Genomic DNA, 13,555 nt, shown 5'->3' with positions numbered 1-13,555 from the left:
CCACGATCTGGCGCCTTTAGTGCTGCCCAGTGTCGCTCTCATTTACACTGACCTTCGCCATCTTCAGATTTTCTTTGCCATTTTCAGGCAGGGTCTGATCCCTGTCGGATTTCCTTACAGCGTGTTGTAAGGCTGTGCCGACTCCAGTTGGCGGCCCTTCCTGAGCGGAGGGGCTGTGCTGCGGGAAGAAGCGCGATACGATGATCAGGCTGTTCAAACATTATGTCCCCCATGCCGTGCTGCTGCTCGGCCTGCTCGATTTCCTGCTGCTGATCGGCGCGGCGGAAGCGGGCTGGATTCTGCGCGCGCATCAGATCGGGATGGATATCGAACCGATCGCGACCCGCATCGGCCCGTTGCTGAGTTTCGCCTTCGCCATCCAGACCGGCATGATCGCGGTCGGCGTCTACAGCCCGGAAGCGCTGCAATCGATCCGCTTTGCGTTCGCCCGCCTGCTCGTCGCCATCTCGCTTGGCGTCATCTTCCTCTCGGTCATGTATTTCCTGCTGCCCGGCATCACCTTGTGGCGCTCCAACTCGCTCTACGCGATGGGGCTGGCGATGGCGCTGCTGCTGCTGGCGCGGATGCTGCTGGGATCGCTGCTAGGCGGTGAGGCGTTCAAGCGCCGTCTTGTCGTGCTGGGCGCGGGTCGGCGGGCCAACCGTATCCGCGATCTGGAACAGAAGCGCGGCGCCGGGTTCCTGGTGGTCGGCTATATCGCCATGAATGATGGCGACCAGGTGGTGGAGGAGGCGATCAACCGCAGCGCCATCTACAATATGTCCGACTATGTCGTGCGTTTGAACGCCAGCGAAGTCGTGCTGGCGCTGGAGGAGCGGCGCAACGCCATCCCGATGTCGGACCTGCTGCGGATCAAGACCACCGGCGTCCATGTCAACGATCTCTCGACCTTTCTGGAGCGGGAGACCGGGCGCGTCGATCTCGACAGCGTCAATCCCAGCTGGCTGATCTTTTCCGATGGTTTTTCCGCCGGTCGCCGCTTGTCCAGCATCGCCAAGCGCATCTTCGACATGATCGCCAGTTCTATCCTGCTGGCGCTGACCGGCCCGATCATCCTGCTCGCCGCCCTGCTGGTGAAGCTCGACAGCCGTGGCCCGGCTTTCTACCGGCAACAGCGCGTCGGCCTGTTCGGCCAGGAATTCTGGATCGTGAAGCTGCGCACCATGCGCCAGGATGCAGAGGTCAAGGGCCAGGCGGTCTGGGCGGAGAAGGATGATCCGCGCATCACGCGGCTGGGCTATTGGCTGCGCAAGCTGAGGATCGACGAACTGCCGCAGAGCTGGACCGTGCTCAAGGGCGAGATGAGCTTTGTCGGCCCGCGCCCCGAACGACGCCAGTTCGTCGAGGATCTGGAGCAGCAACTGCGTTATTATGCCGAACGGCACATGGTAAAGCCGGGCATCACCGGCTGGGCGCAGATCAACTATCCCTATGGCGCGTCGATCGAGGACGCCCGCCACAAGCTCGAATATGATCTCTATTATGCCAAGAATTACACGCCCTTTCTGGACTTGCTGATCCTGATCCAGACGGTGCGGGTAATCCTATGGCCCGACGGCGCGCGCTGAGCGGCCGGCGATGAGCGCGCTGCTCCAATTCATCGGCGACTGGGGCCATGCGCTGGCCGCGGTCCTGTTCGCCGCGCTCGGCATCTTCATCCTGCGGCGCCGCGACGATGCGGCCGAACCACGCATGCTGGCCAGCGCACTGCTGCTGACCTCCTGCTGGGCGCTCTATGTCTCGTTCGGCGGCGTGGACAAGCCCCTGTCCGGCATCGGCGAGAGCGTCCGCAACGCGGCGTGGCTGATGCTGCTGTTCGTCATGCTGCGGCGCGGCCCTGCTTCGCGCGGTGGGTCGCTGGTCGCGATCGGCCTCGTCTATCTTGCGGTCTCGGGTCTCATCTTCCTGCAAACCTCGACCGACCTCGCCTGGCGGCAATTGCCGGTGCGCAGCGACCTGCACCAGATGCTGGTCGCGGTGTCGCTGGTGCTGCGGATGATGACGGCGATCGGCTGCCTGCTGCTGGTCCATCATCTCTACACCGCCTGGCCCTCGCGCGATCGCGGCCGGGTGTCGCTGCTGCTCGGCGCGCTGGCGGCGATGTGGACCTATGACCTCAACCTCTATGTCATCGGCTATTTCGCGATGGACCGGGTCAACGAACTTTATGCGCTGCGTGGTCCGCTGATGGCGCTGCTCGCCCCGGTCATCGCCATCGGCATGCGCAAGGAAATGGCCGGGCGGCTGCAATTGTCGCGGACCATCGCTTTCCAGTCGCTCTCGCTGGTCGCGGTCGGCCTCTATGTCGTGGTGCTGACCGCCGCCGCGGTGCTGATCGAGATGATCGCCGGCCCCTATGCGCGGGTGGTGGAGATCGGCGCGGTCTTCTTCGTCGCGGTCACCGCGCTCGTTCTTCTGCCCTCGCCACAGATGCGCGCGCTGTGGAAGGTGCAGGTCGCCAAGCATTTCTTCCAGCATCGCTACGACTATCGCACCGAATGGATGCGCTTTGGCGAAACCATCGGCCGACCGGGCGAAAATGCCCCGCCGCTGGGCGAGCGGGTGGCCAAGGCGGTCGCCGATATCACCGATTCCCCCGCCGCCTTGCTGCTGTTGCGCACCGATGATGGTCGGCTGGCGTTCGAGGCGCAATGGAACTGGCCGCAGGAACCGATTGCCGGCCTGTCCCTGCCGCTCGACCAGTTGGCAAGCTGGGAAAAGAGCGGCTGGATCGTCGATGTCGGCCGCATCCGTGATGGGGACGTGACCTTCGACCTTCCCGGCTGGCTGATCGAAGACGCCCATGTCTGGGCGCTGGTCCCGCTGCTCCATTATGGCCGGCTGATCGGCGCGATCCTGCTGGCGCCGCCGCCGATCGACCGTCGCCTCGACTGGGAGGATTTCGACATGCTGCGCGCCGCCGGGCGTCAGGCGGCGACCCATATCAGCGAGGCACAGGGACAGCAGGCGCTCGACGATGCCCAGCGCTTCGACGAGTTCAACCGCCGCTTCGCCTTCATTGCGCATGACATCAAGAATCTGGTCAGCCAATTGTCCCTGCTCTCGCGCAATGCGGAGCGGCACGCCGACAATCCCGATTTCCGCGCTGACATGCTGCTGACGCTCAAGGAGTCGGTGGGCAAGATGAACGACATGCTCGCCCGCCTGTCGCAGCATAACAAGGGCCGGCCGGAAGAGCCGCGCCCGGTGGCGCTGGGACCGCTGGTCGATCAGGTCGTGCGCGGCCGCGCCCGCCAGCGGACCATCACGGTCAGCGGCGACATGCCGATGGCGCTCGCCGATCCCGCGCGGGTCGAGCAGATATTGGTCCATCTGCTGCAAAATGCGATCGACGCCAGCGATGCCGATTGCCCGGTCGAACTGCATCTTGGCAGCGCGCACGGGCAGGCGACGCTGGCCGTGGTCGATCAGGGCTGCGGCATGACCGCCGAATATATTCGCCGCGATCTGTTCAAGCCCTTTTCGTCCAGCAAGGCTGGCGGCTTTGGCCTAGGCGCCTTCGAGGCGCGCAGCCTGGCCGAAGCGATGGGCGGGCGGATCGACGTGGAAAGCAAACCCGGCGTGGGGAGCCGTTTCACCCTGCGCCTGCCGCTGGCGCCCGCGCCGGCGCGCGATGATGTTCAAGGAAAGGCCGCCTGATGAGCGACACCCGCCCCAAATTGCTGATCGTCGAGGATGATCCGGGCCTCCAGCGGCAGTTGCGCTGGGCCTATGAGGATTATCAGCTCTTCATCGCCGGCGACCGGCTCGAAGCGATCGAGATGCTGCGGATGGAGGCGCCCGATGTGGTGACGCTCGACCTGGGCCTGCCGCCGGACCCGGACGGCACCAGCGAGGGCTTTGCCACGCTGGCGGAAATATTGCGCATCAAGCCCGATACCAAGGTGATCGTGGCGTCGGGCCATGGCGCGCGGGAAAGCGCACTCAATGCCATTTCCGGCGGCGCCTATGATTTCTACCAGAAGCCGGTCGACATCGACGAACTGGGCCTGATCGTTCGCCGTGCCTTCCATGTCCACGCGCTGGAACAGGAAAATGTCCGCCTCGCCGAAGCCGCGTCGGAGGGGGGCAGGGTGCTCGGCCGGATGATCACCGGTGCGCCGGAGATGATGCGTGTCGCCCGCACGATCGAGCGGGTCGCCAGTGCTGACGTCTCGGTCATGCTGCTGGGCGCCAGCGGCACCGGCAAGGAATTGCTGGCACAGGGGCTGCATGATGCCAGCCCGCGTCGCGGCGGTGCCTTTGTTGCGATCAACTGCGCCGCCATCCCCGAAACCCTGCTGGAATCAGAATTGTTCGGTCATGAAAAGGGCGCCTTTACCGGCGCGGTCAAGACCACGCCCGGCAAGATCGAGCAGGCGCAGGGCGGCACCCTGTTCCTCGATGAGGTTGGCGACATTCCCTTGCCCCTGCAGGTGAAGCTGCTGCGCTTCCTGCAGGAAAGGGTGATCGAGCGGATCGGCGGGCGCCAGCCGATCGCGGTCGACACGCGCATCGTCTGCGCCACCCATCAGGATCTCGACGCGATGATCGCCGCCGCCAGCTTCCGCGAGGATCTCTATTATCGCCTTGCCGAGATCGTCATCCGCATCCCCGCGCTGCGCGACCGGCCGGGCGATCCGGCGCTGCTCGCGCGCCATTTCCTGACCCGCTTCGCGCAGGACATGAACCCGCAGGTCAAGGGTTTCGCGCCCGATGCGCTCGCCGCACTCGACGCCTGGGGCTGGCCGGGTAATGTCCGCGAACTGGAAAATCGCGTGAAGCGCGCGGTCATCATGGCCGATGGCAAGCATGTGACGGCGGCCGATCTCGATCTGGACGGCGACCGGGCGGAGGGCAGCGAGGTCGTCAATCTCAAGGCCGCGCGCGAAATGGCCGATCGCCGTGCCATTCGTCGGGCAATCGCCCGCACCGACGGCAATATTTCCAGCGCCGCCAAGATATTGGGGATCAGCCGGCCGACCCTCTACGACCTGCTCAAACAATATAAGATGCAGGGCTGATCGATGCGGCGGTCACGCCTGATCCTGCTCGCGGGCCTCGCTCTGTTGCTGCTGGCGCTAGCCGGCCTGTGGCAGTGGCGCGTGCATGAGGCGGACGGGAGCGCGGCGCTGACGCGCGGACTGGCCGCGCTGGACGCCGGCGACGCGCGCACCGCCCGGATCGAGTTGATGAACGCCATTCGTGGCAATCCGGCGTCGCTGCCGGCGCGGCTGGGGCATGCCCGCGCGCTGGTGCAACTGGGCGATGGCGCCGGCGCGCAGGCCGACCTGCTGCGCGCGCGCAAGCTGGGCGCCAGCGTCGCGGACATAAATGGGCTGCTGGCGCAGGCGTTGCTGTTGCAGGGCGACGCCGATGGCGCCCTGCGCGCGGTGCAGGCGGGCGAAGGCACGTCGGCCGAGGCTGCCCGTGTCGCGGCCCGCGCCTGGCAGGCCAAGGGCGACAATGACGCTGCCCAGCGCGCCTTTGACGATGCGCTGCATCTCGCCCCGCGTGCGGCCCGGACCTGGATCGATCTCGGCCGGTTCCGCCTGATGCTGGGCGACCAGGCCGGGGCGATTGCGGCGGCCGACAAGGCATTGGCGCTGGCACCGGGTGATCCCGATGCGCTGACCCTGCGCGGCATGTTGATCCGCGATCAATATGGGCTGGTGGCGGCGCTGCCCTGGTTCGAACGGGCGCTCGACGATCATCCCAATGCGCTTGCCCCGCTAACCGAATATGCCGCGACGCTGGCCGATGCCGGCCGGGCGAGCCGCGCGCTCAGCGTCAGCCGGCGCATCCTGGCGCTCGATCCCGGCAATCCGCGCGCCTGGTTCCTTCAGGCCGTGATCGCCGCTCGCGCCGGACGCACCGATCTCGCCCGCACCCTGCTGGCCCGCACCGATGGCCGGCTGGACGGTGAACCGGCGACCCTGTTGCTGCGCGGCGTGTTGCATCTGTCGGATGGCAATGCGGTGCTGGCCGCCGATGCGCTCGGACCGCTGGTGGCGATGCAGCCCGACAATCGCGTCGCGCGCACGCTGCTGGCCCGCGCATCCTATCTGACCGGCGACTATGCCGGCGCGGCGGCGACGCTCGCGCCCCTTGTCGATCGCCATGATGCCGACCCCTATGTGCTGACGCTGGCCGCCCGCGCGCAGGAGCAGCTGGGCGATCGCGCACAGGCCGATGCGCTTCTGGCCCGCGCCTCCTGGCCGGTGCGTCCCTCGTCTGACCTTCTGGGTGGCACGAACGCTGTCATGACGCCGCCGGCCGATGTCGCCACCGCAGCCGACAATATCCCCTACATCCGGACCCTCCTGATGCAGGGGCGCACGGGCGAGGCGGTCGACCGCGCGGCGCTGCTGGCGCGGGCCAATCCCGGCGCGCCGGGCGCCCATGTCGTGCTGGGCGATGCGCTGGTCGCCACCGGCCGCCCCGCCGATGCCGCCCGCAGTTTCGAGGCGGCGGCGAATATCCGGTTTGATCGCAATGCCGCGCTGCGGCTGGTCGCAGCCTGGAGCGCAGTGGGCGATCCCGCCCGCGCGCTGCAACTCATCCGCCTGTTCCTGGCGCAGAATCCGATGGATGTGGAGATGCAGCGGCTGGCCGCCGGGGCAGCGATGCAGGCGCATGACTGGCGCGGTGCGCTGCGCCTGTTGCAGGCGGTGCAGGCGCAGACGGGCGGCCATGATGCGCTGCTGATGGCCGATCTGGCCCGCGCAAGCCTGGAAACGGGATCGCCCGGCAAGGCGCGCCTCTATGCCGCCCAGGCCTATCGCCTGATGCCGGCCAACCCAGTGACCGCCGATATCTATGGCCTGGTGCTGCTGCGCACTGATGCGCAGGGGCCGGCGGCGATCGACCTGCTGGAAAAGGCGGTCGCGCTCGCGCCGCAAAACCCGCCCTTCCAGCTCCATCTGGGACAGGCCTATGCCGCTGCCGGGCGCAAGGCAGAGGCGAAGCGCGCGCTGTCGCGCGCGGCCGCCGCCAATTTCCCCGATCGCCAGTTAGCGGTGAAGGCGCTCGCTTCATTGTAAAAAAAAAGCGCCCCTGGGGGCGCCCTTGTTCAAACCTTCTGGCTGTCCAGTTCGTCGAGCCGGATGCCCAGCCGCCTTATCTGCGCCGCGACCGGCGGCCATACGCTTTCCAGGAAGCGGCTGCGTTCCGCCTCGCGCAGCTTGCGGGTCGCACCATCGGCGACGAACATGCCCACGCCGCGCTTCACGATGACCAGGCCGTCATCCTGAAAGCTCTGATAGGCCTTCGCCACGGTCAGCGGATTGGCCCCCTGTTGCGCCGCAAAGGCGCGGACCGAGGGGAGGAGGTCGCCATCGCGATACTCCCCATCCAGGATGGAGGCGGCAATGATCTCGCGAAGGCGGAGGTAGACGGGTTTGGATTCGTCGCTCATAAGTGCATCAGTGCCATAATACAGCCGTGCAGGTCAATGGACCGCGTTACGTGAAAGCCCATATTTTCGGCAATTATCTGTCCCAGGTCGATACGATATCGTTATAATCTGGCCGGGGGCGCTCCTCCAGGTCACGAGAGGGGGTGCCGATGAAGACGAATCCGGCCAGACGCTCGTGCGCGCCGCCAAAGGCGTCGCGCACATCGTCATTGAAACTCGGCCAGCCTGTGAGCCAGCCGCCGGCAAAGCCGAGCGCATGGGTAGCGTGCAGCAGGTTCATGATCGCCGCACCCGCCGACAATTCCTGCTCCCAGACCGGGATCTTGCTGCCCGCGACCGGCTTGGACAGCGCCACCACCAATGTCGGTGCCTGATGCGCGAACTGGTGCATCGCCTCGATCTCCAGCCGCCCGGCCTCGGGCTTCTCGGCGCGATAGGCGGCCTCCAGCACTTGGGCCAGTGCCGCACGCTTGTCCTGCGGCACGATCACGAAGCGCCAGGGCGCCAGCTTGCCATGATCGGGCGTGCGCAGCGCGACTTCGAGGATCTGGCGCAGCTGCGCATCGTCCGGGCCGGGCGCGATCAGGTCGCGCGGCTTGCCGGAACGGCGGGTCTGCAGCAGGGCGAGGGGGCTGGACAGGTCGTTGAACATCGGTTGCCAAATGGGACGCTTTGCCGCCGGACGCAAGGGCCAAGGGCACACTTCCTATCGCTTCAGCCCCGCCCCCAACCCCGCTTTGACTCTGCCCACCTTTCCCCTCTAGGGTCCGGGCCATAACGCCGCCGCGTTTCGCCGGCCGGCACAAAAAGACAATTTCAAGGGGGTCCGATGGCGACCGCAATCACCGTACCGGCGGAGGCAGGCAAGACCTGGCTCGGCCATCCGCGCGGCCTGTTCCTGTTGTTCTTCGCGGAAATGTGGGAACGTTTTTCCTATTATGGCATGCGTGCCATCCTGATTTTCTACCTCACCAAACATTTCCTGTTCGGCGAGGACAAGGCCTATCTCCTCTACGGCGCCTATACCTCGCTGGTCTATATCACCCCGGTCATAGGCGGCTATCTGGCCGACCGGTTCCTTGGCCCGCGCAAGGCGGTGCTGGTGGGCGGTGTATTCATCGCCATCGGCCATTTCCTGATCGCCATCACCGAAGGGCCGGGGGGGCAGGATCCCTTCTATCTCAACGGCTTCTATCTGGCGCTGGCCAGCATCATCGTCGGCACCGGCTTCCTGAAGGCCAATATCTCGGTGCTGGTGGGCGAACTTTATGCCCGTGACGATCATCGCCGCGACCCGGCCTTCTCCATCTTCTACATGGGCATCAACCTGGGCGGCGCCAGCGGCCCGATCGTCTGCGGCCTGCTGGGCGAGCTGTGGGGCTGGAGCTGGGGCTTCGGCGCCGCCGGCGTCGGCATGTTGCTCGGCCTCGCCATGTTCGTCTGGCTGCGGCCCTGGCTGCTGGGCAAGGGCGAGCCGCCTGCGCCGCAAAGGCTGCGCGCGCCGGCGATCGGCGCGATCTCGCAGGAATGGACCATCTATGCCGGCGCTGCGCTGGGCGTGGCGGCGATCTGGATGGTGATCCGCTATGCCGAACTGCTGGGCTATACGCTGCTGATCTTCTCGGCTCTGACCGTGGCCTATATATTGTGGCGAACGGTGACGGTGCTGACGAAGGTGGAGCGCGACCGGATGTTCGCCGCGCTCTTCCTGATCGCGCTCAATCCGCTCTTCTGGGGTCTGTTCGAACAGACCGGTTCGTCGCTCAACATCTTCACCGACCGCAATGTCGATCGCGTCATCCTCGGCTGGGATGTGCCGGCCTCGCTGTTCCAGTCGGTCAATTCCATCTACATCATCCTGTTCGCGCCGCTGTTCGCGGTGCTGTGGACCTTCCTCGACAAGCGCCGGCTGGAACCATCCTCGCCCGCCAAGTTCGGCATCGGCCTCATCCTGTGCGGCGCCGGCTTCCTGGTGCTGGTCGCGGGTGCGGCGATGGCCGGCCAGTCGCTGACGCCGGTGATCTTCGTCTTCCTCATCTATCTGCTCCACACCATGGCGGAACTCTGCTTCTCGCCGGTCGGGCTGTCGGCGATGACGCGCCTGTCGGTGTCGAACATGGTCGGGCTGGTGATGGGCACCTGGTTCCTGGCGATGGCGGCGGGCAATTTCATCGCCGGCCTGATCGCGCGCGCCACCGGCAGCGGCGGGGCGGGCGACGTGACCCAGGTGCTGGACGTCTACAGCCGCATCGGCTGGTTTTCCGTGGTGGTCGGCGGCCTGGTGCTGCTGGTCTCGCCCTATGTGAAACGCATGATGCATCTCGATCTCATTGCCGCTGAAAAGGGGAAACAGGCATGAACGCACGCAGCAAGCTGCTGCTGGGGCTGGCGCTGGTCGCGACCGGCATGACCGCGCCGGCGGTCGCCAGGAAGGAAAAGGATCAGCCCGCACCGGCGGCCCAGGGCAGTTCGGCCGAGCCGGACAATCCCTATCCCTCCACCTACAAGCCCTATCCGGGCGTCGCCACGGTGATCCGCAACGTGACCATCTTCGATGGCGAGGGCGGGCGGATCGACAAGGGCGTCGTCTTCCTGTCGGGCGGCAAGATCACATCGATCGGCGGTCCCGACACGCCGATCCCGGCGGACATCGCGGTGTTCGACGGCACCGGCAAATATGTGACGCCCGGCGTCATCGACATTCACAGCCATCTGGGCGTCTATCCCTCCCCATCGGTGGAGGCGCATTCGGACGGCAATGAAATGACCTCGCCGGTCACGCCCCATGTCTGGGCCGAACATTCGGTCTGGCCGCAGGATCCCGGCTTTGGCCGTGCGCTCGCCAATGGCGGCGTCACCACGCTTCAGGTTCTGCCCGGTTCCGGCAATCTGTTCGGCGGCCGCAGCGTGATCCTGAAGAATGTTCAGGCGCGCACCATGCAGGGCATGAAGTTCCCCGGCGCGCCCTATGGCCTGAAGATGGCCTGCGGCGAAAATCCCAAGCGCGTCTATGGCGCCAAGGGGCGCGAGCCCAGCACCCGCATGGGCAATATGGCGGTCGATCGCCAGACCTGGATCAAGGCGCGCGAATATCAGAAAAAGCGCGCCGCCGGGAAGGACCAGACCCGTGACCTTGGCATGGAGACGCTGGCCGACGCGCTGGAGGGCAAGATCCTGGTCCAGAACCATTGCTACCGCGCCGACGAGATGGCCAATGTGATCGATATGTCGAAGGAGTTCGGCTACAAGGTCACCGCCTTCCACCACGCCGTCGAGGCCTACAAGATCGCCGACCTGCTGCGCGAAAACGGTATCTGCGCCGCCATGTGGGGCGACTGGTATGGCTTCAAGATGGAAGCCTATGACGGGATCAAGGAAAATGTCCCGCTCGTCCACCAGGCCGGCGCCTGCGCCATCGTCCATTCCGATGACGAGAATGGCATTCAGCGCCTGAACCAGGAAGCGGCCAAGGCATTGGGCGCGGGCCGTCGCATGGGCATCAACATCCCTGACGAGATCGCCTGGACCTGGCTCGCCATCAATCCGGCCAAGGCGATGGGCATCGCCGATCAGACCGGCAGCCTGAAGGTCGGCAAGATGGCCGACGTCGTGCTGTGGAACGGCAATCCCTTCAGCACCTATACCCGGCCGGAAAAGGTCTGGGTCGACGGCGCCTTGCTCTATGACGCCAATGATCCCAAGCGGCGCCCGGTAACCGATTTCGAACTCGGCCAGATCGGCGCGGGAGACGTGAAATGACGATGAAGACCGCAATCCGCGCCGCCGCCGCGCTGCTCGCCGTTGCCGCCTCGCCCATGGCCATGGCCCAGACCATCGCCATCACCGGCGCCACTTTGGCGATCGGTGACGGGTCGGAACCGATCCAGAATGGCACCGTGGTCATTTCCGCCGGCAAGGTGGTGGCCGCCGGGACCGGCGTCGCCGTGCCGGCCGGCGCCAAGACCATCGACGCCAGCGGCAAATGGGTGACGCCCGGCATCGTCTCGGGCTTCTCGCGCGTGGGCCTTGCCGAAGTGCCCGGTGTCAAGGAAACCAACGACATCAACGCCCGCACGCCCTTCTCGGCCGCGATCGACGTTGCGCCGGCGATCAACCCGCTGGCCAATCCGATCGCGATCAGCCGCACCGCCGGCGTGACTCGCGCGGTGGTCGTGCCCGCGACCGGCAACGGCATCTTCGCCGGGCAGGGCGCGGTGGTCGATCTGGGTGCCGACATGGACCCGATCACGAAGGCGCGCGCCTTCCAATATGTCGAGATGGGCGAAGAGGGCGCGGAGGATGCCGGCGGCAGCCGTCCGGCCGCCTATCTGACCTTTAAGATGATGCTGCGCGAGGCGCAGGATTATGCCAAGGCCCCGGCCAGCTATGATGGCCGGTCGAAGGACGCGTTGCTCAACCGCGTCGATGCCGAGGCGCTGGTCCCGGTCGTCACCGGCGCCATGCCGCTGATGATCCATGTCGAAAGCGCGCGCGACATTCTCGGCGTGCTGGCGCTCAGGCAGGACTTCCCGGCGCTGAAGCTGATCCTCGCCGGCGCGACCGAGGGCTGGATGGTGGCGAGCCAGATCGCCGCTGCCAAGGTGCCGGTGATCGCCGGCGGGCTCGACGACCTGCCCTCCAGCTTCGAGAAGCTGGCCGCGACCCAAAGCAACGTGGGCCGCATGGTGAAGGCCGGCGTGCCCGTCGCCATGGGCCTGATGGACCGGGACGAAGCGCTGCAACTGCGCCTCGCCACCCAGCAGGCGGGCAATATGGTCGCCCTCAACAAGGTGCCGGGCGCCACCGGCCTCAGCTGGGGCCAGGCGCTGCGCAGCATCACCTCCGCCCCGGCCGAGGCGATGGGCCTGGGCGACCGGATCGGCTCGCTGAAAGCCGGCAAGGCGGGCGACGTGGTGATCTGGGACGGCGATCCGCTGGAAATGGAATCGGCGCCGGTCGCGGTGTGGATCGACGGCATCCAGCAGCCGATCGACAATCGCCAGACCAAGCTGCGCGACCGCTACGCCACCCCGGTCGAGGGCAGCCTGCCCAAGGCCTATGAATGGTAGGATGGGGAAGGGGGCCACGGCCCCCTTTTTCATGAACTGAGGCGCATTTTTGCCCGGCAACTTGCCGATTCCGAGCCCGCCGTCGCGCGCTATCGATCGGCCCGGCATAGCGCGTCGCTGTGACGCGACAGCCCAAATCTCCTACGAAGTTCACAGTGTAAACGGGGTTTCAGGGCCTTTTGCCCCCACGCCGCACCCATGACGCGTCCGCCGCGCGCGGCTAATACCAACCTGCATTGATCATGACCCACGCGCCCATTTGCGGCGCCCGATGGTCATGATGCGCCAAGGCTGGTCGACGAGCTTGTTCCAAGCTTCACAGCAGAGGTCGACAATGTTTTCGTAGGATGTGAAGACGCGATTGGAGAGCCAGTTGTCGCGCATGAACTGCCAGATGTTCTCGACCGGGTTTAGTTCGGGGCATTTGGCCGGGAGCGCGACGATGCTGATGTTGTGGGGGACATCGAGCTTGCCGGTCATGTGCCAACCAGCTTGGTCCATCAGCACAACCGCGTGAGCACCCGGCGCGACGGCAAGGGATATTTCGGCCAGATGCAGTGACATGGTATCGGTATTGCAAAAGGGCAGGATGAGCCCGGCGCCCTTGCCCAGTTCCGGGCAGATCGCACCAAAGATATAGGCTGATTTCGTTCGCTGATCTTTCGGTGCCGATGGCCGCGTTCCGCGTCTGGCCCAGCGCCGTGTGATTGTGTTCTTCTGGCCGACACGCGCCTCGTCCTGGAACCATACCTCTATGGGCGTTCCCTTCGGGAGGATGGCTTTGACCTTTGCCAGCTCGGCAGCGAAGCCCCTTTTTTGAAGGCCTCCATAGCATGTTCGTTCTGGGCATGGTGGCGAGGCCGCGCCGTGAGTTTGACGTAACCCAGCTTCTTCAACTCGCGGCTGATGGTGGTCTCGTCGAGCGAGACGGCAAACTCGTCATGGAGCCACTGGGCCAGATCAATCAGCCTCCAACGCACCACTCCGTGGATTGCCGGGATCGGGCCGCTCTCGACGACATCGATCAGTGCTTGGCGCTGCGTATCAT

At 65.8% G+C, this 13,555-nt stretch carries 10 protein-coding genes and 1 pseudogene; 7 read left to right on the top strand and 4 right to left on the bottom strand.

Translation table 11 applies throughout. The annotated features are described in order from the left end of the window. Window positions 1-16: 16 nt before the first annotated feature. Window positions 17-217: a hypothetical protein gene (locus GGQ90_RS09385; protein WP_188081913.1), complete on the bottom strand. Its 201-nt coding sequence runs from the start codon at window positions 215-217 to the stop codon at window positions 17-19. On the opposite strand from GGQ90_RS09385, the gene GGQ90_RS09380 reads away from it, so the two are divergent. Genes GGQ90_RS09380 through GGQ90_RS09365 form a run of 4 tightly spaced genes read left to right on the top strand, consistent with a single transcriptional unit; the run spans window position 201 to window position 7,064 of the window. Further along, a complete protein-coding gene (locus tag GGQ90_RS09380) occupies window positions 201-1,589 on the top strand; it encodes a TIGR03013 family XrtA/PEP-CTERM system glycosyltransferase (RefSeq protein WP_188081912.1) in 1,389 nt (462 codons plus the stop codon). The genes GGQ90_RS09385 and GGQ90_RS09380 overlap by 17 nt on opposite strands. Window positions 1,590-1,599: 10 nt before the next feature. Then, window positions 1,600-3,681 carry an XrtA/PEP-CTERM system histidine kinase PrsK gene (gene prsK, locus GGQ90_RS09375; protein ID WP_188081911.1) on the top strand — a complete coding sequence of 694 codons (2,082 nt, stop codon included), beginning with the start codon at window positions 1,600-1,602 and terminating at the stop codon, window positions 3,679-3,681. Further along, a complete protein-coding gene (gene prsR / locus GGQ90_RS09370) occupies window positions 3,681-5,045 on the top strand; it encodes a PEP-CTERM-box response regulator transcription factor (protein WP_188081910.1) in 1,365 nt (454 codons plus the stop codon). The genes prsK and prsR overlap by 1 nt, the downstream gene beginning before the upstream one ends. A 3-nt stretch (window positions 5,046-5,048) precedes the next feature. Continuing rightward, on the top strand, window positions 5,049-7,064 hold the full coding sequence (locus GGQ90_RS09365; protein WP_188081909.1) for a tetratricopeptide repeat protein: 2,016 nt from the start codon (window positions 5,049-5,051) through the stop codon (window positions 7,062-7,064). A 29-nt stretch (window positions 7,065-7,093) separates the two neighbouring features. Here the strand turns inward: GGQ90_RS09365 and GGQ90_RS09360 are convergent, their stop codons facing one another. Both GGQ90_RS09360 and GGQ90_RS09355 read right to left on the bottom strand, forming a co-directional pair. Next, window positions 7,094-7,438, bottom strand: a complete 345-nt coding sequence (locus GGQ90_RS09360) for a GntR family transcriptional regulator (RefSeq protein ID WP_188081908.1) — start codon at window positions 7,436-7,438, stop codon at window positions 7,094-7,096. Between the two features lie 73 nt (window positions 7,439-7,511). Next, window positions 7,512-8,090 (bottom strand): nitroreductase family protein, encoded by a 579-nt coding sequence (locus GGQ90_RS09355; RefSeq protein WP_188081907.1) that lies wholly within the window; start codon window positions 8,088-8,090, stop codon window positions 7,512-7,514. 177 nt (window positions 8,091-8,267) lie between these two features. Here GGQ90_RS09355 and GGQ90_RS09350 point away from each other — a divergent pair, with 177 nt between their 5' ends. From GGQ90_RS09350 to GGQ90_RS09340, 3 genes are read left to right on the top strand one after another with little or no spacing between them, the layout of a single operon-like run. Further along, on the top strand, window positions 8,268-9,797 hold the full coding sequence (locus GGQ90_RS09350; RefSeq protein ID WP_188081906.1) for a peptide MFS transporter: 1,530 nt from the start codon (window positions 8,268-8,270) through the stop codon (window positions 9,795-9,797). Further along, the gene (locus GGQ90_RS09345; RefSeq protein ID WP_188081905.1) at window positions 9,794-11,197 is read left to right on the top strand and encodes an amidohydrolase; all 1,404 of its coding nucleotides are present in this window, start codon (window positions 9,794-9,796) and stop codon (window positions 11,195-11,197) included. Before GGQ90_RS09350 ends, GGQ90_RS09345 begins: the two co-directional genes overlap by 4 nt. After that, on the top strand, window positions 11,194-12,507 hold the full coding sequence (locus GGQ90_RS09340; protein WP_188081904.1) for an amidohydrolase family protein: 1,314 nt from the start codon (window positions 11,194-11,196) through the stop codon (window positions 12,505-12,507). The genes GGQ90_RS09345 and GGQ90_RS09340 overlap by 4 nt, the downstream gene beginning before the upstream one ends. Before the next feature lie 240 nt (window positions 12,508-12,747). Here the strand turns inward: GGQ90_RS09340 and GGQ90_RS09335 are convergent. Beyond that, window positions 12,748-13,555, bottom strand: a pseudogene (locus GGQ90_RS09335) (IS630 family transposase); the annotation flags it as partial.

Origin of the sequence: Sphingobium scionense (genome assembly GCF_014197035.1) — a bacterium.
GTDB lineage: Bacteria > Pseudomonadota > Alphaproteobacteria > Sphingomonadales > Sphingomonadaceae > Sphingobium > Sphingobium scionense.
The sequence above is the reverse complement of the archived record's forward strand: the minus strand, read 5'-3'. Positions and strand labels throughout refer to the sequence as shown.